This is a genomic window from Streptomyces sp. NPDC039480 (assembly GCF_055597165.1).
Window position 1 is genome coordinate 1241425 of sequence record NZ_JBVITX010000001.1, and the last position, 15522, is coordinate 1256946.

Sequence of the window (15522 nt, forward strand, 5' to 3'; positions counted from 1 at the left end):
GCGCACAGCGGCGGGCAGGCCGAGCAGATTCTGGACGAAGGCCCTGGATGTCGGCTCGCCGGGTTTCGTGCTCTCGCCACCGGCAGCAGGTGCTCGATTTCGTCCTTACCGTCAAGGTCCAGGGGTGTTGTTATCCGCGCCCGCGTGGTTGACCTGGCCATTTCTGCCGCCTGGGCGCCAGAAGATCGTGTTGGAGGTTCTCGACCGCCTCGTCCGATGGACTCGGGTGGCGTTGCCCCGTCATTGCGGCACTGTGAGCCAGGGCAGGGGCGCGTAGTTCGGACAGAGATTTCTCCGAACGACGGCGTTCTCGGGTCGACAGTCCGTTGGGTCAACACCGCGCACACCCTGTGGCAGAGTTGCACCCGCGCATGGCTCATCCCCACCACGCCGCAACACCCCGGCGGCGAGGCCTGGCCAACGGGCTTTTGCCGTGCGGGCGCGGTCGGAGTCGCCAACGCGAGACGTGAAATGCCAACGCAGGAACTGGCCATGGGCCTCCCCGAGTGGTGGATCTGAGGCGGTGCCACGGAGGCTCCGCGAAATCCCGTTGGCGGCCGAGGGCGACCACTGTTACGTTTCCGGAGGCCGTGCGAGAGATCGAGGAGGTGGTACCCGTGAACGCAGTATCGACGTGGGTGCTCCCCTTCGGGGTCACGGTCGGACGATAGGTCGTCTGGGAGCGCCGTTCCAGTGCACTTCCGAAAGGCACGACCATGCATTTCATTTCCGAGCAGCGCCTCGACGACGGCGCCCTCGAACGCGAATTCACCCTCGGTGAGATCACCGGCATTCTGTGGACGCCCGGATCCACATCCGCTGCCGCACCGGCGCCGCTGATCCTGCTCAGCCCCCCTCCTGTCGGGCTGCCCAGGGCGTACCCCCGACTGGTGGGCCGAGCCCGGCACGCCGCGGCGGAAGGCTTCGCCACGGCCACCATCGAGCTCCCCGGCAACGGCGACCGGCCCCGCCTGCCCGGCGCCGAGCAGGCCCTCACCGACCTGCGCCGCGCGCTGCAGGCCGGCGAACCAGTCGGCGACGAGACCATCGACGCCCTCATCCTCCCGCTGGTCGACAAGGCCGTCCCGGAATGGCAGGCCGCCCTGGACGCTCTCCTGTCGCTGCCCGAGATCGACGGCCCGGTCGGCTATTCGGGGGAGTGATCTCCATCGCGACCCGGCTGGCGGTGGTCGAGCCACGCATCTCGGCCGCTGTTCTGTTCGCCGGGAGTTTCATCCCTCGCGCCATTCTCGAGGAGGCCCGCCAGGTCACCATTCCTCTGCACGTCCTGCTGCAGTGGGACGACGAAGGCAACGACCGGCAGGCGGCCCTGGACCTGTTCGACGCCTTCGGCTCCAGGGAGAAGACGCTGCACGCCAACATGGGCGGGCACACAGGCGTCCCACAGTTCGCGGGAGACGCCGCGGCCCAGTTCTTCACCCGACATCTCTGCCTGAAGCCATGAACTGCTCGACAGCTGCCGAGCTTCGGGTGCTGCCCTGACTCGTCTACCTGTGCTGTCGGTTCTCGTGAACAAAGCCAACTGGGAACGCTCGCGCAGTTCACGGCGTATCTGTCGGGACGACGGAATGAATCAGCGATTGGAGCTCGGTGGTTCCTGCAGGCTCAGGCGCCCACGGTCCCGTCGATACCCTCACGCAGAAAATCCGCGTGGCCGTTGTGGCGGCCGTACTCCAGAAGCACGTGCACCATCACCATCCGCAGCGATACCTCCTCACCCCATCTTGGCTGATACCCGACCTGGTCGAGGGAATCAGCCTCCCGCTCGATACGGCGCGAGTTCACCACCTCGGCCTCCCACGCTACGAACGCCTCGTCCCTCGTCGACGCGCTCGCGTCGTACGCCGCCTGGAAGTCAATCTCGTCGGACCAGACCATCGGCGCGTCGTGATCCTGGAACACTCGACGGAACCAAGCACGCTCCACCTCCGCCATGTGCCGCACCAGGCCGAGCAGGGAAAGCGTGGACGGTGGCATCGGCTGCTGCCGCAACTCCTCGTCACTGAGCCCTTCGCACTTCATGGCGAGGGTCGCGCGGTGGTAGTCGAGGAAAGCCCGCAGTGTGTCGCGTTCGCTTCCGATGCTGGGCGGTCCTATGCGATTGTCGCTGGTCACTGGCCGCGCTCCTCATCCGTGCCTGCATTCAGGGCCAGTATCTACTCGCGTCGGCTGTCCCGATACGAGGGTGGACAACCGGACTTGACTGTCACCAGGAGGGCGGGGCACCCGATCACCGTGACGTCGTCGTTGTGCTGAGTACGCTCGGGCTTGGGCACGTAGCCCTTGCTCAGCTCCCTCTCGGCCAGGAGCCGTTCGCCCAGCTCCGCCAAGAACAGCGGTTCGGCGCAGCCCACTGCGGCGACCGGGCTAAGCACCGGGACGGGGGAGGGGCCCGAACCCACCGTGCTCGCGGCCGGCCCGATTCGGCTACGCGTCGCGCCTGTGCAGCAGCACGCCGCCGACCAGCAGCGCGGCTGCGGCCCACATGGCGAGCACGCTCAGGCCGGCCCATGGGGCGATGGGCATCTCGTGCAGATGGATGGTGGCTTGGATGGCGAGTCCGGCGGTCATGGGTGAGATCTGCTGGAGGTGGCGCTGCCACTCTGGGTCGTTGACCACCTGGGTGAGAATCGGGAAGAGGTAGAGAAGGCCGAGCACGATTCCGATGGCGGGTGCCGCCTGTCGTACCGCCGTCGCCACACCGAGGCCGATCAGGGCGATCAGGACGAGGTAGAGAACCGAGCCCGCGGCCGCGCGCAGGGTCGGGCCGTCGGTCAGGGACAGCGGGGCGTAGCCGTGCGCCTCGGTGAATCCGTTGCCCGGGAGGATGTAGCGGCCGGCGTGGAGGGAGGCCAGGACGGCAACCGTCCCGGAGGCCAGGACGACCGTGGTGAGGACCGTCGCCTTGGCCGTGAGGACGGTGAGCCGGTTCGGCACCGCCGTGAACGTGGTGCGGATCATCCCGGTGCCGTACTCGCCGCTGACAACCAGCACTGCGAAAACGGCGATGACCGCCTGCCCGACGGTGACACCGGTCAGGGCGAGCTCGACGGCGTCCTGGCCGCACCCCGTGTCCGGGCACTTCACGGTCTTGGCGGTGCCGCAGCCGACGGCCACGGTCAGCGCGACGGCGAGCAGGAGCAGCCCGCCCATGTCTCCTGCGGTGCGCAACTTCGTCCACTCGGCGTGCACGGCGCGGCCGAAGCCTCCTCGCCACGCGCCGTCCGCCGTGCTCATGAGTCGTGCACCGCTCAGGAGACTCATATGTCCCTCCCGCGCAGCCGCGCCACGGCCAGACCGAAGGCGATCGTGGCGTATCCGCACAGCACGGCGAGGCCGGCCCATGGCGCCAGCGGGTAGTAGCCGGTCGACGGCTCGTACACGCTGAGTACCTGCGCGTACCGCGGCAGGGTCTGCTGGATGGCGAAGCCCGCAGCCGGGGTCACCCGCAGCAGCCACTCCGAGACGCCCGGGGGCAGTACGCCGGAGGTGGCAAGCAGGAAGGGCAGCACAATCGATGTGACGACCAGGACGACCGCCGTCCCGCTGCGCCGCAGCAGGGCACCGGCGCCGAGGGCGAACACGGCGACGGCCGCACAGAGCAAGCCGGTGCCGACCGTGACGCGCACTTCGGTCGCCGACGCGACGGGGAAGACATGGAAGCCCCTGCCACGCGCACTGTGTCCCCCGAGGGGGATGGTGATCGCGGCGGCCGCCAGGCCCATGGCGAACGCCACGACCCCGGTCACCAGCGCCTTGGCGCCAAGCACCCGGCCCCGCAGGGGAGTCGCCGCCATGGTCGTACGCAGCAGACCGCGCCGGTATTCGCCGGTGATGAACACCGTGCCCACGGTGATCACCACGATCAGACCGACGAAGGTGCCGACGAGGAAGTTCTCGACGGAGAAGCCGACGCCCATGACGGGCCCGCCGACGACCGGTGCGATGTCACCGGCCCCGGTCACGGTGAACCCGCCGCCGTCGGTCCGGGTGAAGCCGCCCTTGACGGTGTTCGTATAGCTGCCGGAGGTGCCCGCGTCACCGCCCACCTGTGTGCCCCGCCACGCACCCCGGGACCAGTCGCCGGTGAGGGCGGGGCGGCCGAAGGCGCCGGTGGCCACGGCGGGGCTGAAGCCCGCGCCCGCCCCGGTGCCCTGCTTCGCCTCCGGTGACGTCGTGAACAGCCCTGCCTGCACAGTGCGCGCAGGCCCAGGCAGCTTCGCACGGCCGATCTCGGTCCAGTGGGAGCCGTCGGTGGAGGTGGAACCGGTGAGACTGTCACCGGAGCGGACCAGGCGCAGCCAGCGCGGGGACTCCTGGGAGACCTTGCCGGGGGAGGGGCCCGCCGTGTCGTGCGTGTAGTCGTACTGCATGCGCACGCCGTGGCCGCCGGTGGCCATGACCGCCGCGTACGGCGATCCCTGGGTGAGGTTCTCCTTCACGATGATCCCGGCCTTCGCCCAGGGCTGGACGCCCCGCGCCGTCTCGCCGGTCCCGTTGTCGACCACGCCGGTCAGCGACCGCAGGGGAACGGTGAGAGTGCCGTCGCCGGTGAGCGTCTTGCGGACGAAGTAGAAGCTGTCGTTGACGGCCTCCCCGCCGGGACCCTTCGGATACGAGGCGGAGTCGGCGCCGCCATCGCCGGGGGCGGGGGCGGCCGTGCCGAGCAGGCCGACCGCGATCGTCGCCAGGAGCGCCCCCACCATGGCGAGGATCCAGCCGCGTACCGTACGGAACTTCGTCCACTCGGCGTGCAGCGTCCTGAGGAACCCGCCGCGCTCAGCGTGCCTCTTGGCCGGGGAGCGCGGGGTGAGGGTGATGGTCATCGCGTGGCCTCCCGCGTTGGGATGCCCCGGTACTCCACCGCGTCCCGGGTGAGTTCCATGTACGCCTCCTTGAGCGTCGCCCGATGCGCGGACACCTGGGAGAACGGCACCCCGTTCCGGGCGAGCAGGGCCACGATCTCCTCGTCGGGCAGGCCCGTGACGCCGAGGGTGTCGGGGCCGGTGGTGAGAACGGTGGCGTCCGCGTCTTGCAGGACCTGGGTGGCACGCACAGGCGCGGAGGTACGCAGGGTGACGCGGCCGCCGCCCGCCGCGGCGAGCAGTTCGGACACGCTGGTGTCCGCGACCACCCGGCCGCGGCCGATCACCACGAGATGGTCCGCGGTGTCTTCGAGTTCACTCATCAGGTGACTGGAGACCAGAACGGCGCGGCCCTGCCGGGCCAGCGACGACAGCAAGCCGCGCATCCACACGATGCCGTCGGGGTCGAGGCCGTTGAACGGCTCGTCCAGCATGACGACCGGCGGGTCACCGAGCAGCGCCGCCGCGATCCCCAGGCGCTGGCGCATGCCCAGCGAGAAGCCGCCGGCCCTGCGCCGGGCCGCCGTGCCCAGGCCGGCCTGCTCCATGACCTCATCGACCCGCCGGGCCGGCACCCCTTGTGAATGGGCCAGCCACAGCAGGTGGTTACGGGCGGTGCGGCTCGGCTGCAGCGCGGAGGCGTCGAGGAGCGCCCCCAGATGCCGAAGGGGGCGGCGCAGGGTGCGGTACGGCACCCCTTCGACCAGGGCCTTTCCCTCCTCAGCCGCGTCAAGGCCCAGGATCACGCGCATGGTGGTGGACTTGCCCGCGCCGTTCGGGCCGACGAAGCCGGTCACCCGCCCGGGCCGCACGGTGAACGTCATCCCGTCGAGAGCCAGCCGTGGCCCGAAGCGTTTACGCAGACCGGTGACCTCGATCGTCGCCTTCGTACTCTCATCGCTCATGGCGCCCACCCTGTGGCGGAGCGGGTTACAGGAGCCGAACGGCCGCTGTCATCTCGCTGTTAGGCACCTCGGCTTAGCCTGGCCTGTAGGTGTCCCGGTACGGGCCCTGGTGTGGTGGCGAGAGGGGGGAGCATGCGGATGGAATGGGGTCCGCCCCGATGGCTCGCGGGCCTGACCGCCCGGCTCGGCCTGCGCCGTGGCACGGCCCGCACCCGCTTCACTGCCTTGTACGTGACTCTGTTCCTGCTGTCGGGTACGGCGCTGCTCGCCATCGCGGCCGTCGTGGCATCCGGCGGATCGCGCTCCAGCCGGGCCGTCCCCGATAGCGGCACCGATCAGCCCGCGACGGCGGCACAGGCCCAAAGCCGCATCGAGGAGCTGGAGCAGCAGCTGGCCCAGGCGCACGACACCCAGTCCCAGCAGATCCTGATCGGCTCCGCCATCGCCCTCGGTGTCATGGCGGTGATCTCGGTCGGCCTCGGCTGGTTCGTCGCCGGCCGCGTGCTGCGCCCGCTGCGCGTGATGACAGCGGCAACCCGCCGGATCACCGCCGACAGCCTGCACGAACGCCTGGCCGTCGGCGGCCCCGGGGATGAGGTGAAGGACCTCGCCGACACCATCGACGACCTCCTCGGCCGCCTGGAGAGCTCGTTCGACGCCCAGCGCCTCTTCGTCGCCAACGCCTCCCACGAGCTCCGCACCCCACTCACCACGATGCGGGCCTCCCTGGACGTGGCCCTCGCCAAGCCGGGCCCCATACCCGAGACCACGGCCACACTTGCCGCCCGGATGCGCGCCGAACTCGACCGGATGGACCGGCTGTTGGAGAGCCTCCTCATCCTGGCTCGCACTCAGCACGGCGAGTTCACCGACTCGGCGCGCCTCGCCCTCGGGCAACTCGCGCTGACCGCCCTGACCGGACGGGCACAAGACATCGCGGCCAAGGACCTGACCGTGCGCGAAGACCAGATCGACGACTCCGCGTGGGTGTGGGGCAGTCGGACGCTGCTGCGCCGCGTGGCCGACAACGTGGTCGACAACGCGATCGCGCACAACGACCCCGGGGGCTGGATCAGTGTCGCGGTACGGGCCGAAGGAGGCGACGCGGGCGCAGTGTCCCTCGTCGTCGAGTCCAGTGGACCGGTCCTCGACCAGCGGCGGGTGGCGGACCTCGCACGGCCCTTCCGCCGCCTCGGCGCAGACCGGACCGGCACCGGCCGGGGCAGCGGCCTCGGCCTCTCCATCGTCGCGGCCATCACCCAGGCCCACCACGGCACCCTTGACCTGCGCGCCCGCCCCGATGGCGGCCTGCGAGTCACCGTCACCCTGCCCCGCACGGACGGCAGGGTGACGGCGGCAGCCCCCGACACCCAGACGGGCGCGGCGCGTTGAGAGTCCTGGTGGTCGAGGACGCCCGCCCCCTCGCCGAAGTCATCGCCGAGGGACTGCGCGACCAGGGCATGGCCGTGGACATGGCCCACGACGGGCTCGACGCCGCGGCCAAGCTGGACGTCAACACGTACGACGTCGTCGTGCTCGACCGCGACCTGCCGGGCATCCACGGCGACACCCTCTGCCAGATGATCACCGAACGGGACAGGCCCGTGATGGTCCTCATGCTGACCGCCGCCGTCTCACCTGGAGACCGGGTCAGTGGCCTGACCCTGGGCGCCGACGACTACCTGACCAAGCCCTTCCACTTCCCCGAACTCGTCCTGCGCATCCGCGCCCTGGCCCGACGCCGCCCTGCCGCCCGGTCCCGCACCCTGCGCACGGCGGGCATCGAACTCGACCCGATGCGCCGCACCGCCAGCCGCGAAGGCCGCCAACTCGACCTGTCCGTAAAGGAGTTCGCGGTACTCGAAGCCCTCCTGGATGCGAGCCCCGCCTTCCTCAGCGCGGAGGACCTCCTCGAACAGGTGTGGGACGAGCACGCCGACCCGTTCACCAACACCGTCACGGTGACCATCAGCCGCCTGCGCCGCAAACTCGGCACCCCTCCGGTCATCGCCACCACACCCGGCGTGGGGTATCGGATCATCGACGCCGGCGCTCCACCCGACTGAGCGGGGCGCCGGGGAGTCCGCCTCATGATCATTTTTGTCACCCTGGGGGACGACGTCGTGGTCCACACGGTTAAGGTGTGGCGCCGTACTCGGCGGATCACTCCCCTGAAGAGATGGGACCGGTGCTCATGGACGCGGATCACGTGAGGCTGGTCGTCGCGGCGCAGCGCGGTGACGAGCGGGCGCGCGAGGAACTCGTTTCCGCGTATCTGCCGTTGTTGTACAACATCGTCGGACGGGCGCTGAGCGGCCACGCCGACGTGGACGACGTGGTCCAGGAGACGTTGCTGCGCGCGGTACGCGACCTGCCCGCCCTGCGGGCCCCTGAGAGCTTCCGTTCGTGGCTGGTGTCCATCACGCTTCGGCAGGTCAACACGTACTGGCAGCGGCAGCGCACACTCGCCGACCGGACCACGCTCCTCGACGAGGCGCTCCCGGTGCCGGACACCGCCGCCCCTCTGGAGGAAACGACGATCCTGCGGTTGCGCATGTCGGACGAGCGCGGACAGACGGTCGAAGCCAGCCGTTGGCTCGACCCGGAACACCGGGTGCTCCTTTCGCTGTGGTGGCAGGAGTGCGCCGGGCTGCTCAGCCGCCAGGACATCGCCGACGCGACAGGCCTCGGCGTCTCCCACACAGGGGTTCGCCTGCAGCGCATGCGCGAGCAGCTGGAACTGAGCCGGACGATCGTCGCCGCGCTCGCGGCCGAGCCGCGCTGTCCGGGCCTGAGTGCGACCATCTCCGGCTGGGGCGGTGCGCGAACGTCCGTGTGGCGCAAGCGGATCGCACGGCACACGCGCGACTGCGCGACATGTACGGCGACGGCGGCCGAGCGGGTACCGGCCGAGTTGCTCTTGTCCGGCCTCACTCCGCTGGCCGTGCCGGCGGCGCTCCTCGGGGCGCTGGTCGCGAAGGGCTTGCTGTCCAGTACGACGGTGACGACGCTGACGACGGCGGCGACCGCGAGCGCCACGGGTGCGACGGCAGGGGGCGGCGCCCTGCTCGGCAAGCTCCACGCGGTGACCGCCCATCCGATCGCGACCCTCGCCACCGGTGCGGTGCTCGTCACCGGGACCGCCACGTACGTCGCCTGGCCCGAACCGGAGCACCGGGCGCCCGGTGTCACCGCCGCGCCGACGGCCGGTACGACCACCCGGGCTCCTTCGGTCAGCCGGGCGCCGTCGGCCAGCCCGGCTCCCTCGACCACCTCGGCTCCGTCGGCCACGCCGTCGCCGTCACCGTCGGGTCCGGCCGTGGTTCCGCTGGGCGTGCGGTCCCTCGAGTCCGTGGACCGGCCCGGCCAGTTCCTCACGTACGACGGCGACTTCGCGACGCTCAGCAGCGGTGCTGCCACCTTCACCGTCAGCAAGGGGCTCGCCGACAGCCGGTGTGTCACGTTCCGGGCGGCCGACGGCCGGTATCTGCGCCACCACTACCTGCGGCTGCGCCTGAGCGCCGACGACGGCAGTCGGTTGTTCCGGGAGGACGCCACCTTCTGCCCGCGCCCCGGGACGGTCGACGGATCGGTGACTCTGCACGCGCACAACTACCCGGGCTCCGCCCTGCGGCCCCGCGACGGATCGATCCGCCTCGACGGCTCCAACGGCACGCGTACCTTCACCGGCCAGGCCTCTTTCGTCGTCCGCGCGCCGCGGACGTGAGCGCAGGGACCCGCTGACTTCAGAAGCGCGCCCCGCATTACGTTTTTCTGCTGCGAGATCCCTCACTGCGCGGGCGCGCACATTTTTCGTTACGCCGTCCCACCTTCCCCAGCCTCCTCTTCAGGGGCGCCCCCAAACAGGCGTTCCCCGCTGACCTGTCCCCTGAAGAAGGCCACTTCCATGACCAGACACACCGACGAATCCCGGAAAGGCCTGCACCGCCTCCGCCGGCCCCGCCGGACGCTGACGATCGGCCTGACAGCCTCGGCGCTCGTGGCCGGTGTCGTGACGTTGCTCCCCAACTCCGCCGGGGCCGCGAGCCTGGAGGCCGAGGCATCCTCGTCGGGCCGGTACTTCGGCACCGCGATAGCCGCGGGGCGGCTCGGCGACGCGACGTACACGTCGATCGCCGACCGGGAGTTCAACATGATCACCCCGGAGAACGAGATGAAGTGGGACGCGATCGAGCCGTCCCGCGGCACCTTCCGGTTCGCGGCCGCCGACAAGATCGTCGACCGGTCCCTGGAGCGTGGCCAGCGGCTGCGCGGCCACACCACGGTGTGGCACTCGCAGCTGCCGGACTGGGTGAAGGCGATCAACGATCCGGGCACGCTGCGCAGCGTCACGAACAACCACATCAAGACCACGATGGGCCGTTACAAGGGCAAGATCTACGCCTGGGACGTCGTCAACGAGGCCTTCCAGGACGGCGGCAGCGGTGCGCTGCGCGATTCGGTGTTCAAGAAGGTGCTCGGCAGCGGCTTCATCGAGGAGGCGTTCCGCACCGCCCGCGCGGCCGACCCGGCCGCGAAGCTCTGCTACAACGACTACAACATCGAGGACTGGTCGGCCGCCAAGACCCAGGGCGTGTACCGCCTGGTCAAGGACTTCAAGGCGCGGGGTGTCCCCATCGACTGCGTCGGCTTCCAGAGCCACTTCGGGGCGGGCGGCCCGCCGGCCAGTTTCAAGAAGACCCTCGACAGCTTCGCGGCCCTCGACGTCGACGTGCAGATCACTGAACTGGACATCGCCCAGGCGTCCCCCAGGCATTACGCGACCGCGGTCAACGCCTGCCTCGGCGTGAAGCGTTGCACCGGAATCACGGTGTGGGGCGTCCGCGACAGCGACTCGTGGCGCGCGGACGAGAAGCCGCTGCTCTTCGACGCGGCCGGGAAGCCGAAGCCCGCGTACGACGCCGTCAAGGAAGCGTTCGACGCCGGGTCGGGCACAACCCCGGCCGACACGGGCGACGGCACCGGCGAGATCAAGGGCGTGGCCTCCGGCCGCTGCATCGACGTCCCCGACTCGTCGACCGCCAACGGCACTCAAGTACAGCTGAGGGACTGCGACGGGCAGTCGAACCAGAGCTGGACGCACACCGCCGCCAAGCAGCTGAAGGTGTTCGGCGACAAGTGCCTGGACGCGAAGGCGAAGGGCACGACGAACGGCACCGAAGTGGTCATCTGGGACTGCAACGGCGGCACGAACCAGCAGTGGAACATCAACACCAATGGTTCGATCTCCGGCGTCCAGTCCGGCAAGTGCGTGGACGCGATCGGCGCGGGCACGTCCAATGGCACCAAGATCCAGCTGTACACCTGCGCCGACGTCGGCAACCAGAAGTGGACCGCTCCCTCCGGGTCGGCCGGTGGCACGTGCGCGCTGCCGTCCACGTACAAGTGGAGCTCGACCGGCGCCCTCGCGCAGCCCGCCCACGGCTGGGCCTCGCTGAAGGACTTCACCCACGTCCCGTACAACGGCAAGCATCTCGTCTACGGGTCGATGTCGACGGGGACCTCGTACGGCTCGATGGCGTTCGCCCCGTTCACCGACTGGTCCGGGATGGGGACCGCCACCCAGACGAAGATGAACCAGAACGCGGTCGCGCCCACCCTCTTCTACTTCGCGCCGAAGAAGATCTGGGTGCTCACGTACCAGTGGGGGGCTTCGCCCTTCAGCTACCGCACCTCGGCCGACCCGGCCAACCCCAACGGCTGGTCCGCGCCGCAGCCCCTGTTCACCGGCAGCCTGCCCGACTCCCGGACCGGTCCGATCGACCAGACGCTGATCGACGACGACCAGAACATGTACCTCTTCTTCGCCGGGGACAACGGCAAGATCTACCGGGCGTCCATGCCGATCGGGAACTTCCCCGGCAACTTCGGCTCGTCGTACACGACGGTCATGAGCGACACGGTCAAGAACCTCTTCGAGGCACCGCAGGTCTACAAGGTCCAGGGCCAGAACCAGTACCTGATGATCGTCGAGGCGCGGGGTGCCGACGAGAAGCGCTACTTCCGCTCCTTCACGGCGACCAGCCTGAACGGTACGTGGACCCCGCAGGCCGCCACCGAGTCCAACCCCTTCGCGGGCAAGGCCAACAGCGGTGCGACCTGGACCGACGACATCAGCCACGGTGACCTGATCCGGTCCAACCCGGACCAGACCATGACCGTCGACCCGTGCGGCCTCCAGCTGCTCTACCAGGGCAAGGACCCGAAGTCGGACGCCCCCTACGACGCGCTGCCGTACCGGCCGGGCGTGCTGACCCTGCAGCGCTGAGCCGTTCCGCTGACAGTCCATCACGTACAAGGAGTACAAGTCCCCTCCATGAACACCTCACCCCCCACCCGCACGAACTCCCGGCGGCGCGGTCTGCACCGTCGCCGCCGGGGCGCCATCGCCCTGCTGCTCGCGGTGCCCGCCGCGGCCGTGCCGTACCTGGTCCTCACGCAGGACGACTCGCAGGCCGCGAAGGCCCGGACGTCCGCGTCAGCGCCGTACGTATGGAAGAACGCGCAGGTCGTCGGCGGCGGTTACGTCTCCGGCCTCGTCTTCAACCAACGTGAGCAGGGTCTGTTGTACGCGCGCACCGACATGGGCGGCGCCTACCGCTGGAACGCCCGCGCCGAGAAGTGGATCCCGCTCACCGACTGGCTCGGCGAGAAGGACTGGAATCTGCTCGGCATCGACTCCCTCGCCACCGACCCCGTCGACCCCGACCGGCTCTACCTCGGCGCGGGCACCTACACCAACGACTGGGCGGGTAACGGCGCGATCCTCCGCTCCACCGACCGCGGCCGCACCTTCCAGCGCACCGAGCTGCCCTTCAAACTCGGCGGCAACGAGGACGGCCGCGGCGCCGGAGAACGCCTCGTCGTCGACCCGTCGAACCACTCGAACCTGCTCCTCGGCTCCCGCAAGAACGGCCTGTGGCGGTCCACCGACTACGGTGCGAGCTGGCGTCGGGTCGAGTCCTTCCCGGTCAAGGACGGGGCGGGCAGCGGTGCCGGCATCTCGTTCGTGACGTACGGGCCGAAGGGGAGCGACACCGTGTACGCCGGTGTCGCCGACAAGTCCCGATCCCTCTACCGGTCGACCGACGGCGGTGCCACCTGGCAGGCGGTCGCGGGACAGCCGACCGGCCAGCTGCCACAGCACGGTGTCGTCACGGGCGACGGCACGCTGTATGTGACGTACACCGACAACCTCGGACCCAACGGCGTCACCGGCGGCTCGGTCCGGAAGTACACACCGAGCGGAGGGGGCTGGAAGGACATATCCCCCTCGCAGGGCTCGTACGGCTTCTCGGGACTCGCGGTCGACCCGCGCAAGCCGTCCACGGTGATGGTCACGACGCTGGGCCGCTGGTACCCCGAGGACGAGATCTACCGCACCACGGACGGCGGTTCGACCTGGAAGGCCCTCGCGGACAAGTCCGTACGGGACGCCTCCGGCGCGCCGTACGTGGGCATCCACACCGGCCACTGGATGACGGCCCTCGCGATCGACCCATTCGACTCCGGTCACGTGCTGTACGGCACCGGCAACGGGATCTGGCGGAGCGAGGACGCCGACGCCGGGACGAGCCACTGGACCGTAGGGGCCAAGGGACTTGAGGAGACGGCGATCCTCGACGCCGTCGCCCCGCCCGGCGGCGCCACCGTCCTGACCGCCATGGGTGACCAGGGCGGATTCCGCCACACCGACCTGACGCGGGTGCCGTCCGGCCGGATGCAGAACCCGCTGATGACCAACAGCACCGACATCGACTACGCCGCGTCGAAGCCGTCGGTGATGGCGCGGGTCGGTACGGGCGGCAAGCAGGACGGCGCCTACTCCACCGACGGCGGCGCCACCTGGCAGGGCTTCGCCGCCGAACCGGTGGCCGATGCCCACAGCGGCCGTATCGCCCTCGCGGCGGACGGCTCCACGCTGGTATGGACGCAGGCCGGGCAGTCCCCGTACCGCTCGACGGACAAGGGAGCGACCTGGTCGAAGGTGCGGGGGCTCGGCACGGGGGCAGAGGTCGTCGCCGACCGCTCCTCCGCCCGCACCTTCTACTCCCTGACCGGCGGCACCCTCTACGCCAGCACTGACGGCGGCGCGACCTTCACCGCCCGCGCGACCGGCCTGCCCACCGACGGCCGCCTCAAGGCCCTGCCGGGCGGGGCCGGCGACCTGTGGATCACGGGTGGCGGCAAGGGCCTGCTCCACTCCACGGACGGTGGCGGCACGTTCACCCGGCTCACCTCGGTGACGTCCGCCTCGGCGGTCGGCTTCGGCAAGGCCGCGCCGCGCACCTCGTACGAAACGCTGTACCTGATCGGCACGGTCAAGGACGTCACCGGCGTCTTCCGCTCCACCGACAAGGGCGCCACCTGGACCCGCGTCAACGACAAGGCCCACCAGTGGGGCGCCATCGGCAGCCAGGGCGTCGTGACCGGCGACCCCGACACCTACGGCCGCGTCTACGTCGGCACCAACGGCCGCGGCCTCCAGTACGGCGACCCGTCCTGATCCCCGTACGTCACCCGTGACAGCGGGCCGCCCTCCTGGCCGAGGTGACATCACGGTCGGGAGGGCGGCTTGCGGTGCAACGGACCCGTTGCGCCGCGAGGGTGGACGGGCGGAGATGGCTCGCATGTGTGGAAAGGGCTTCGGCACGGACCGGCGTACCGGTCACGGAATCCGTACGGACCCGGTACGGAAAGTACAGATGCCGCGACCTCAGTGGCTCAGGCCCCGATGATCATCCGGTCGAAGTAGAGGGTGACGCGTTCCTGGCCGCCGCCCTCATCCACGCGAATAATCCTGGCTCCCTCCATGATCCACTGCCTCGAGAGATCTCCGTTCCAGTTGCGCCCGTCGAGCTGGACCCGCTTGGCGGGGCCCTGGCCGCCGTTGCGGAGGCACTCGTCGATCCACCGGTTGAAGAGGTGGCTGGTGAAGTCACTCCGCGCCAGCGTGACCTGGTGATCGGTCATCCCGTCGACCCCGGCGATGTCCTCCGCGTAGGCGCCGTCTATGAAGACTCCGTAGCTCGATATCTGCTGCATCGCCTTCGCCGTCGCGGTCGTCTGCGCGGGCGCCGAGGGAGCGGGAGCCGCGGAGGCCGCGGTCGCGCCGAGCGCCCCGATCGCCAGGACGCCCGTCGTGAGGAGAACGGCCGTGGTACTGACCGAGCGCCTCGCGCGTCGGCGTTGGGTGTCCTTGAGCATGTGTATCTCTCTCCTTCATCGGATGGCCGGCGCCACAGGGGCGATCCGGGCCCGGCAGCTGCACTCACCGGCAGGAACGAGGCGGACCAAGGGCGCGGCCTTGACGATCAGAGCTTGCGGACCGACCTGTTCCACAGGCCAGGAACTCGGGCGAAGTCGGGATGCCGGAATGGCAAAACGTCCCCTGAGCTGGGGGTATGCGGACGGCTTGGAACGCGTGGTTGGAACGTGTGGTAGGAACGCGGGGCCCGGTCGGCGGCTCGCTGCCCGCGCACGCAAAGCGGGCCGTACCGCCGAACGCATGCGCCGGGACAGCAGCCAGCTCCTGACCGGAGCATCAGCGATGCCTGCGCGGCTGAGGGCGCGGGTATGGCGGCGTCAGTCCCCGTATCGGCTCAGCGCCTCGCGGTCCAGGTCGCCGGAGAACCCGGCGGCGGCCAGCCGCAAGCTCTCCCGCCAGTTCACCGCAGCCGAGGTCATCCGAGGTGCCGTTGGATACCAGG

The 15522-nt window shown here is 70.0% G+C and carries 10 protein-coding genes and 1 pseudogene; 6 read left to right on the forward strand and 5 right to left on the reverse strand.

Translation table 11 applies throughout. From position 1 onward, the window contains the following. The first annotated feature begins 716 nt into the window (after positions 1-716). A pseudogene (locus ACZ56E_RS04920) lies at positions 717-1465 on the forward strand (dienelactone hydrolase family protein). A gap of 161 nt (positions 1466-1626) precedes the next feature. On the opposite strand, the gene ACZ56E_RS04925 reads toward ACZ56E_RS04920, so the two are convergent. The 4 genes from ACZ56E_RS04925 to ACZ56E_RS04940 form a co-directional block, all read right to left on the reverse strand. After that, complete coding sequence (locus ACZ56E_RS04925; RefSeq protein WP_471211068.1) at positions 1627-2136, reverse strand: DinB family protein; 510 nt, start codon at positions 2134-2136, stop codon at positions 1627-1629. Between the two features lie 312 nt (positions 2137-2448). After that, complete coding sequence (locus ACZ56E_RS04930; protein ID WP_471211069.1) at positions 2449-3258, reverse strand: ABC-2 transporter permease; 810 nt, start codon at positions 3256-3258, stop codon at positions 2449-2451. 23 nt (positions 3259-3281) lie between these two features. Beyond that, entirely contained in the window at positions 3282-4847 is a 1566-nt protein-coding gene (locus tag ACZ56E_RS04935; protein ID WP_471211072.1) for an ABC transporter permease subunit, read from the reverse strand. Next, complete coding sequence (locus ACZ56E_RS04940; RefSeq protein WP_471211074.1) at positions 4844-5791, reverse strand: ABC transporter ATP-binding protein; 948 nt, start codon at positions 5789-5791, stop codon at positions 4844-4846. Before ACZ56E_RS04940 ends, ACZ56E_RS04935 begins: the two co-directional genes overlap by 4 nt. A 132-nt stretch (positions 5792-5923) precedes the next feature. Between ACZ56E_RS04940 and ACZ56E_RS04945 the strand changes: the two genes are divergently transcribed. The 5 genes from ACZ56E_RS04945 (at position 5924) to ACZ56E_RS04965 (ending at position 14318) form a co-directional block, all read left to right on the forward strand. Beyond that, entirely contained in the window at positions 5924-7183 is a 1260-nt protein-coding gene (locus ACZ56E_RS04945) for a sensor histidine kinase (RefSeq protein WP_471211075.1), read from the forward strand. Then, positions 7180-7857, forward strand: a complete 678-nt coding sequence (locus ACZ56E_RS04950) for a response regulator transcription factor (RefSeq protein WP_471211076.1) — start codon at positions 7180-7182, stop codon at positions 7855-7857. The genes ACZ56E_RS04945 and ACZ56E_RS04950 overlap by 4 nt, the downstream gene beginning before the upstream one ends. A gap of 113 nt (positions 7858-7970) precedes the next feature. After that, positions 7971-9518, forward strand: a complete 1548-nt coding sequence (locus ACZ56E_RS04955; RefSeq protein WP_471211078.1) for a sigma-70 family RNA polymerase sigma factor — start codon at positions 7971-7973, stop codon at positions 9516-9518. A 180-nt stretch (positions 9519-9698) separates the two neighbouring features. Then, the gene (locus ACZ56E_RS04960) at positions 9699-12080 is read left to right on the forward strand and encodes a non-reducing end alpha-L-arabinofuranosidase family hydrolase (protein ID WP_471211080.1); all 2382 of its coding nucleotides are present in this window, start codon (positions 9699-9701) and stop codon (positions 12078-12080) included. Positions 12081-12128: 48 nt separating this feature from the next. Then, positions 12129-14318 carry a WD40/YVTN/BNR-like repeat-containing protein gene (locus tag ACZ56E_RS04965; RefSeq protein WP_471211082.1) on the forward strand — a complete coding sequence of 730 codons (2190 nt, stop codon included), beginning with the start codon at positions 12129-12131 and terminating at the stop codon, positions 14316-14318. Positions 14319-14536: 218 nt separating this feature from the next. Here ACZ56E_RS04965 and ACZ56E_RS04970 read toward each other — a convergent pair whose 3' ends face one another. Beyond that, on the reverse strand, positions 14537-15019 hold the full coding sequence (locus ACZ56E_RS04970; protein WP_471211085.1) for a hypothetical protein: 483 nt from the start codon (positions 15017-15019) through the stop codon (positions 14537-14539). Between the last annotated feature and the right edge of the window lie 503 nt (positions 15020-15522).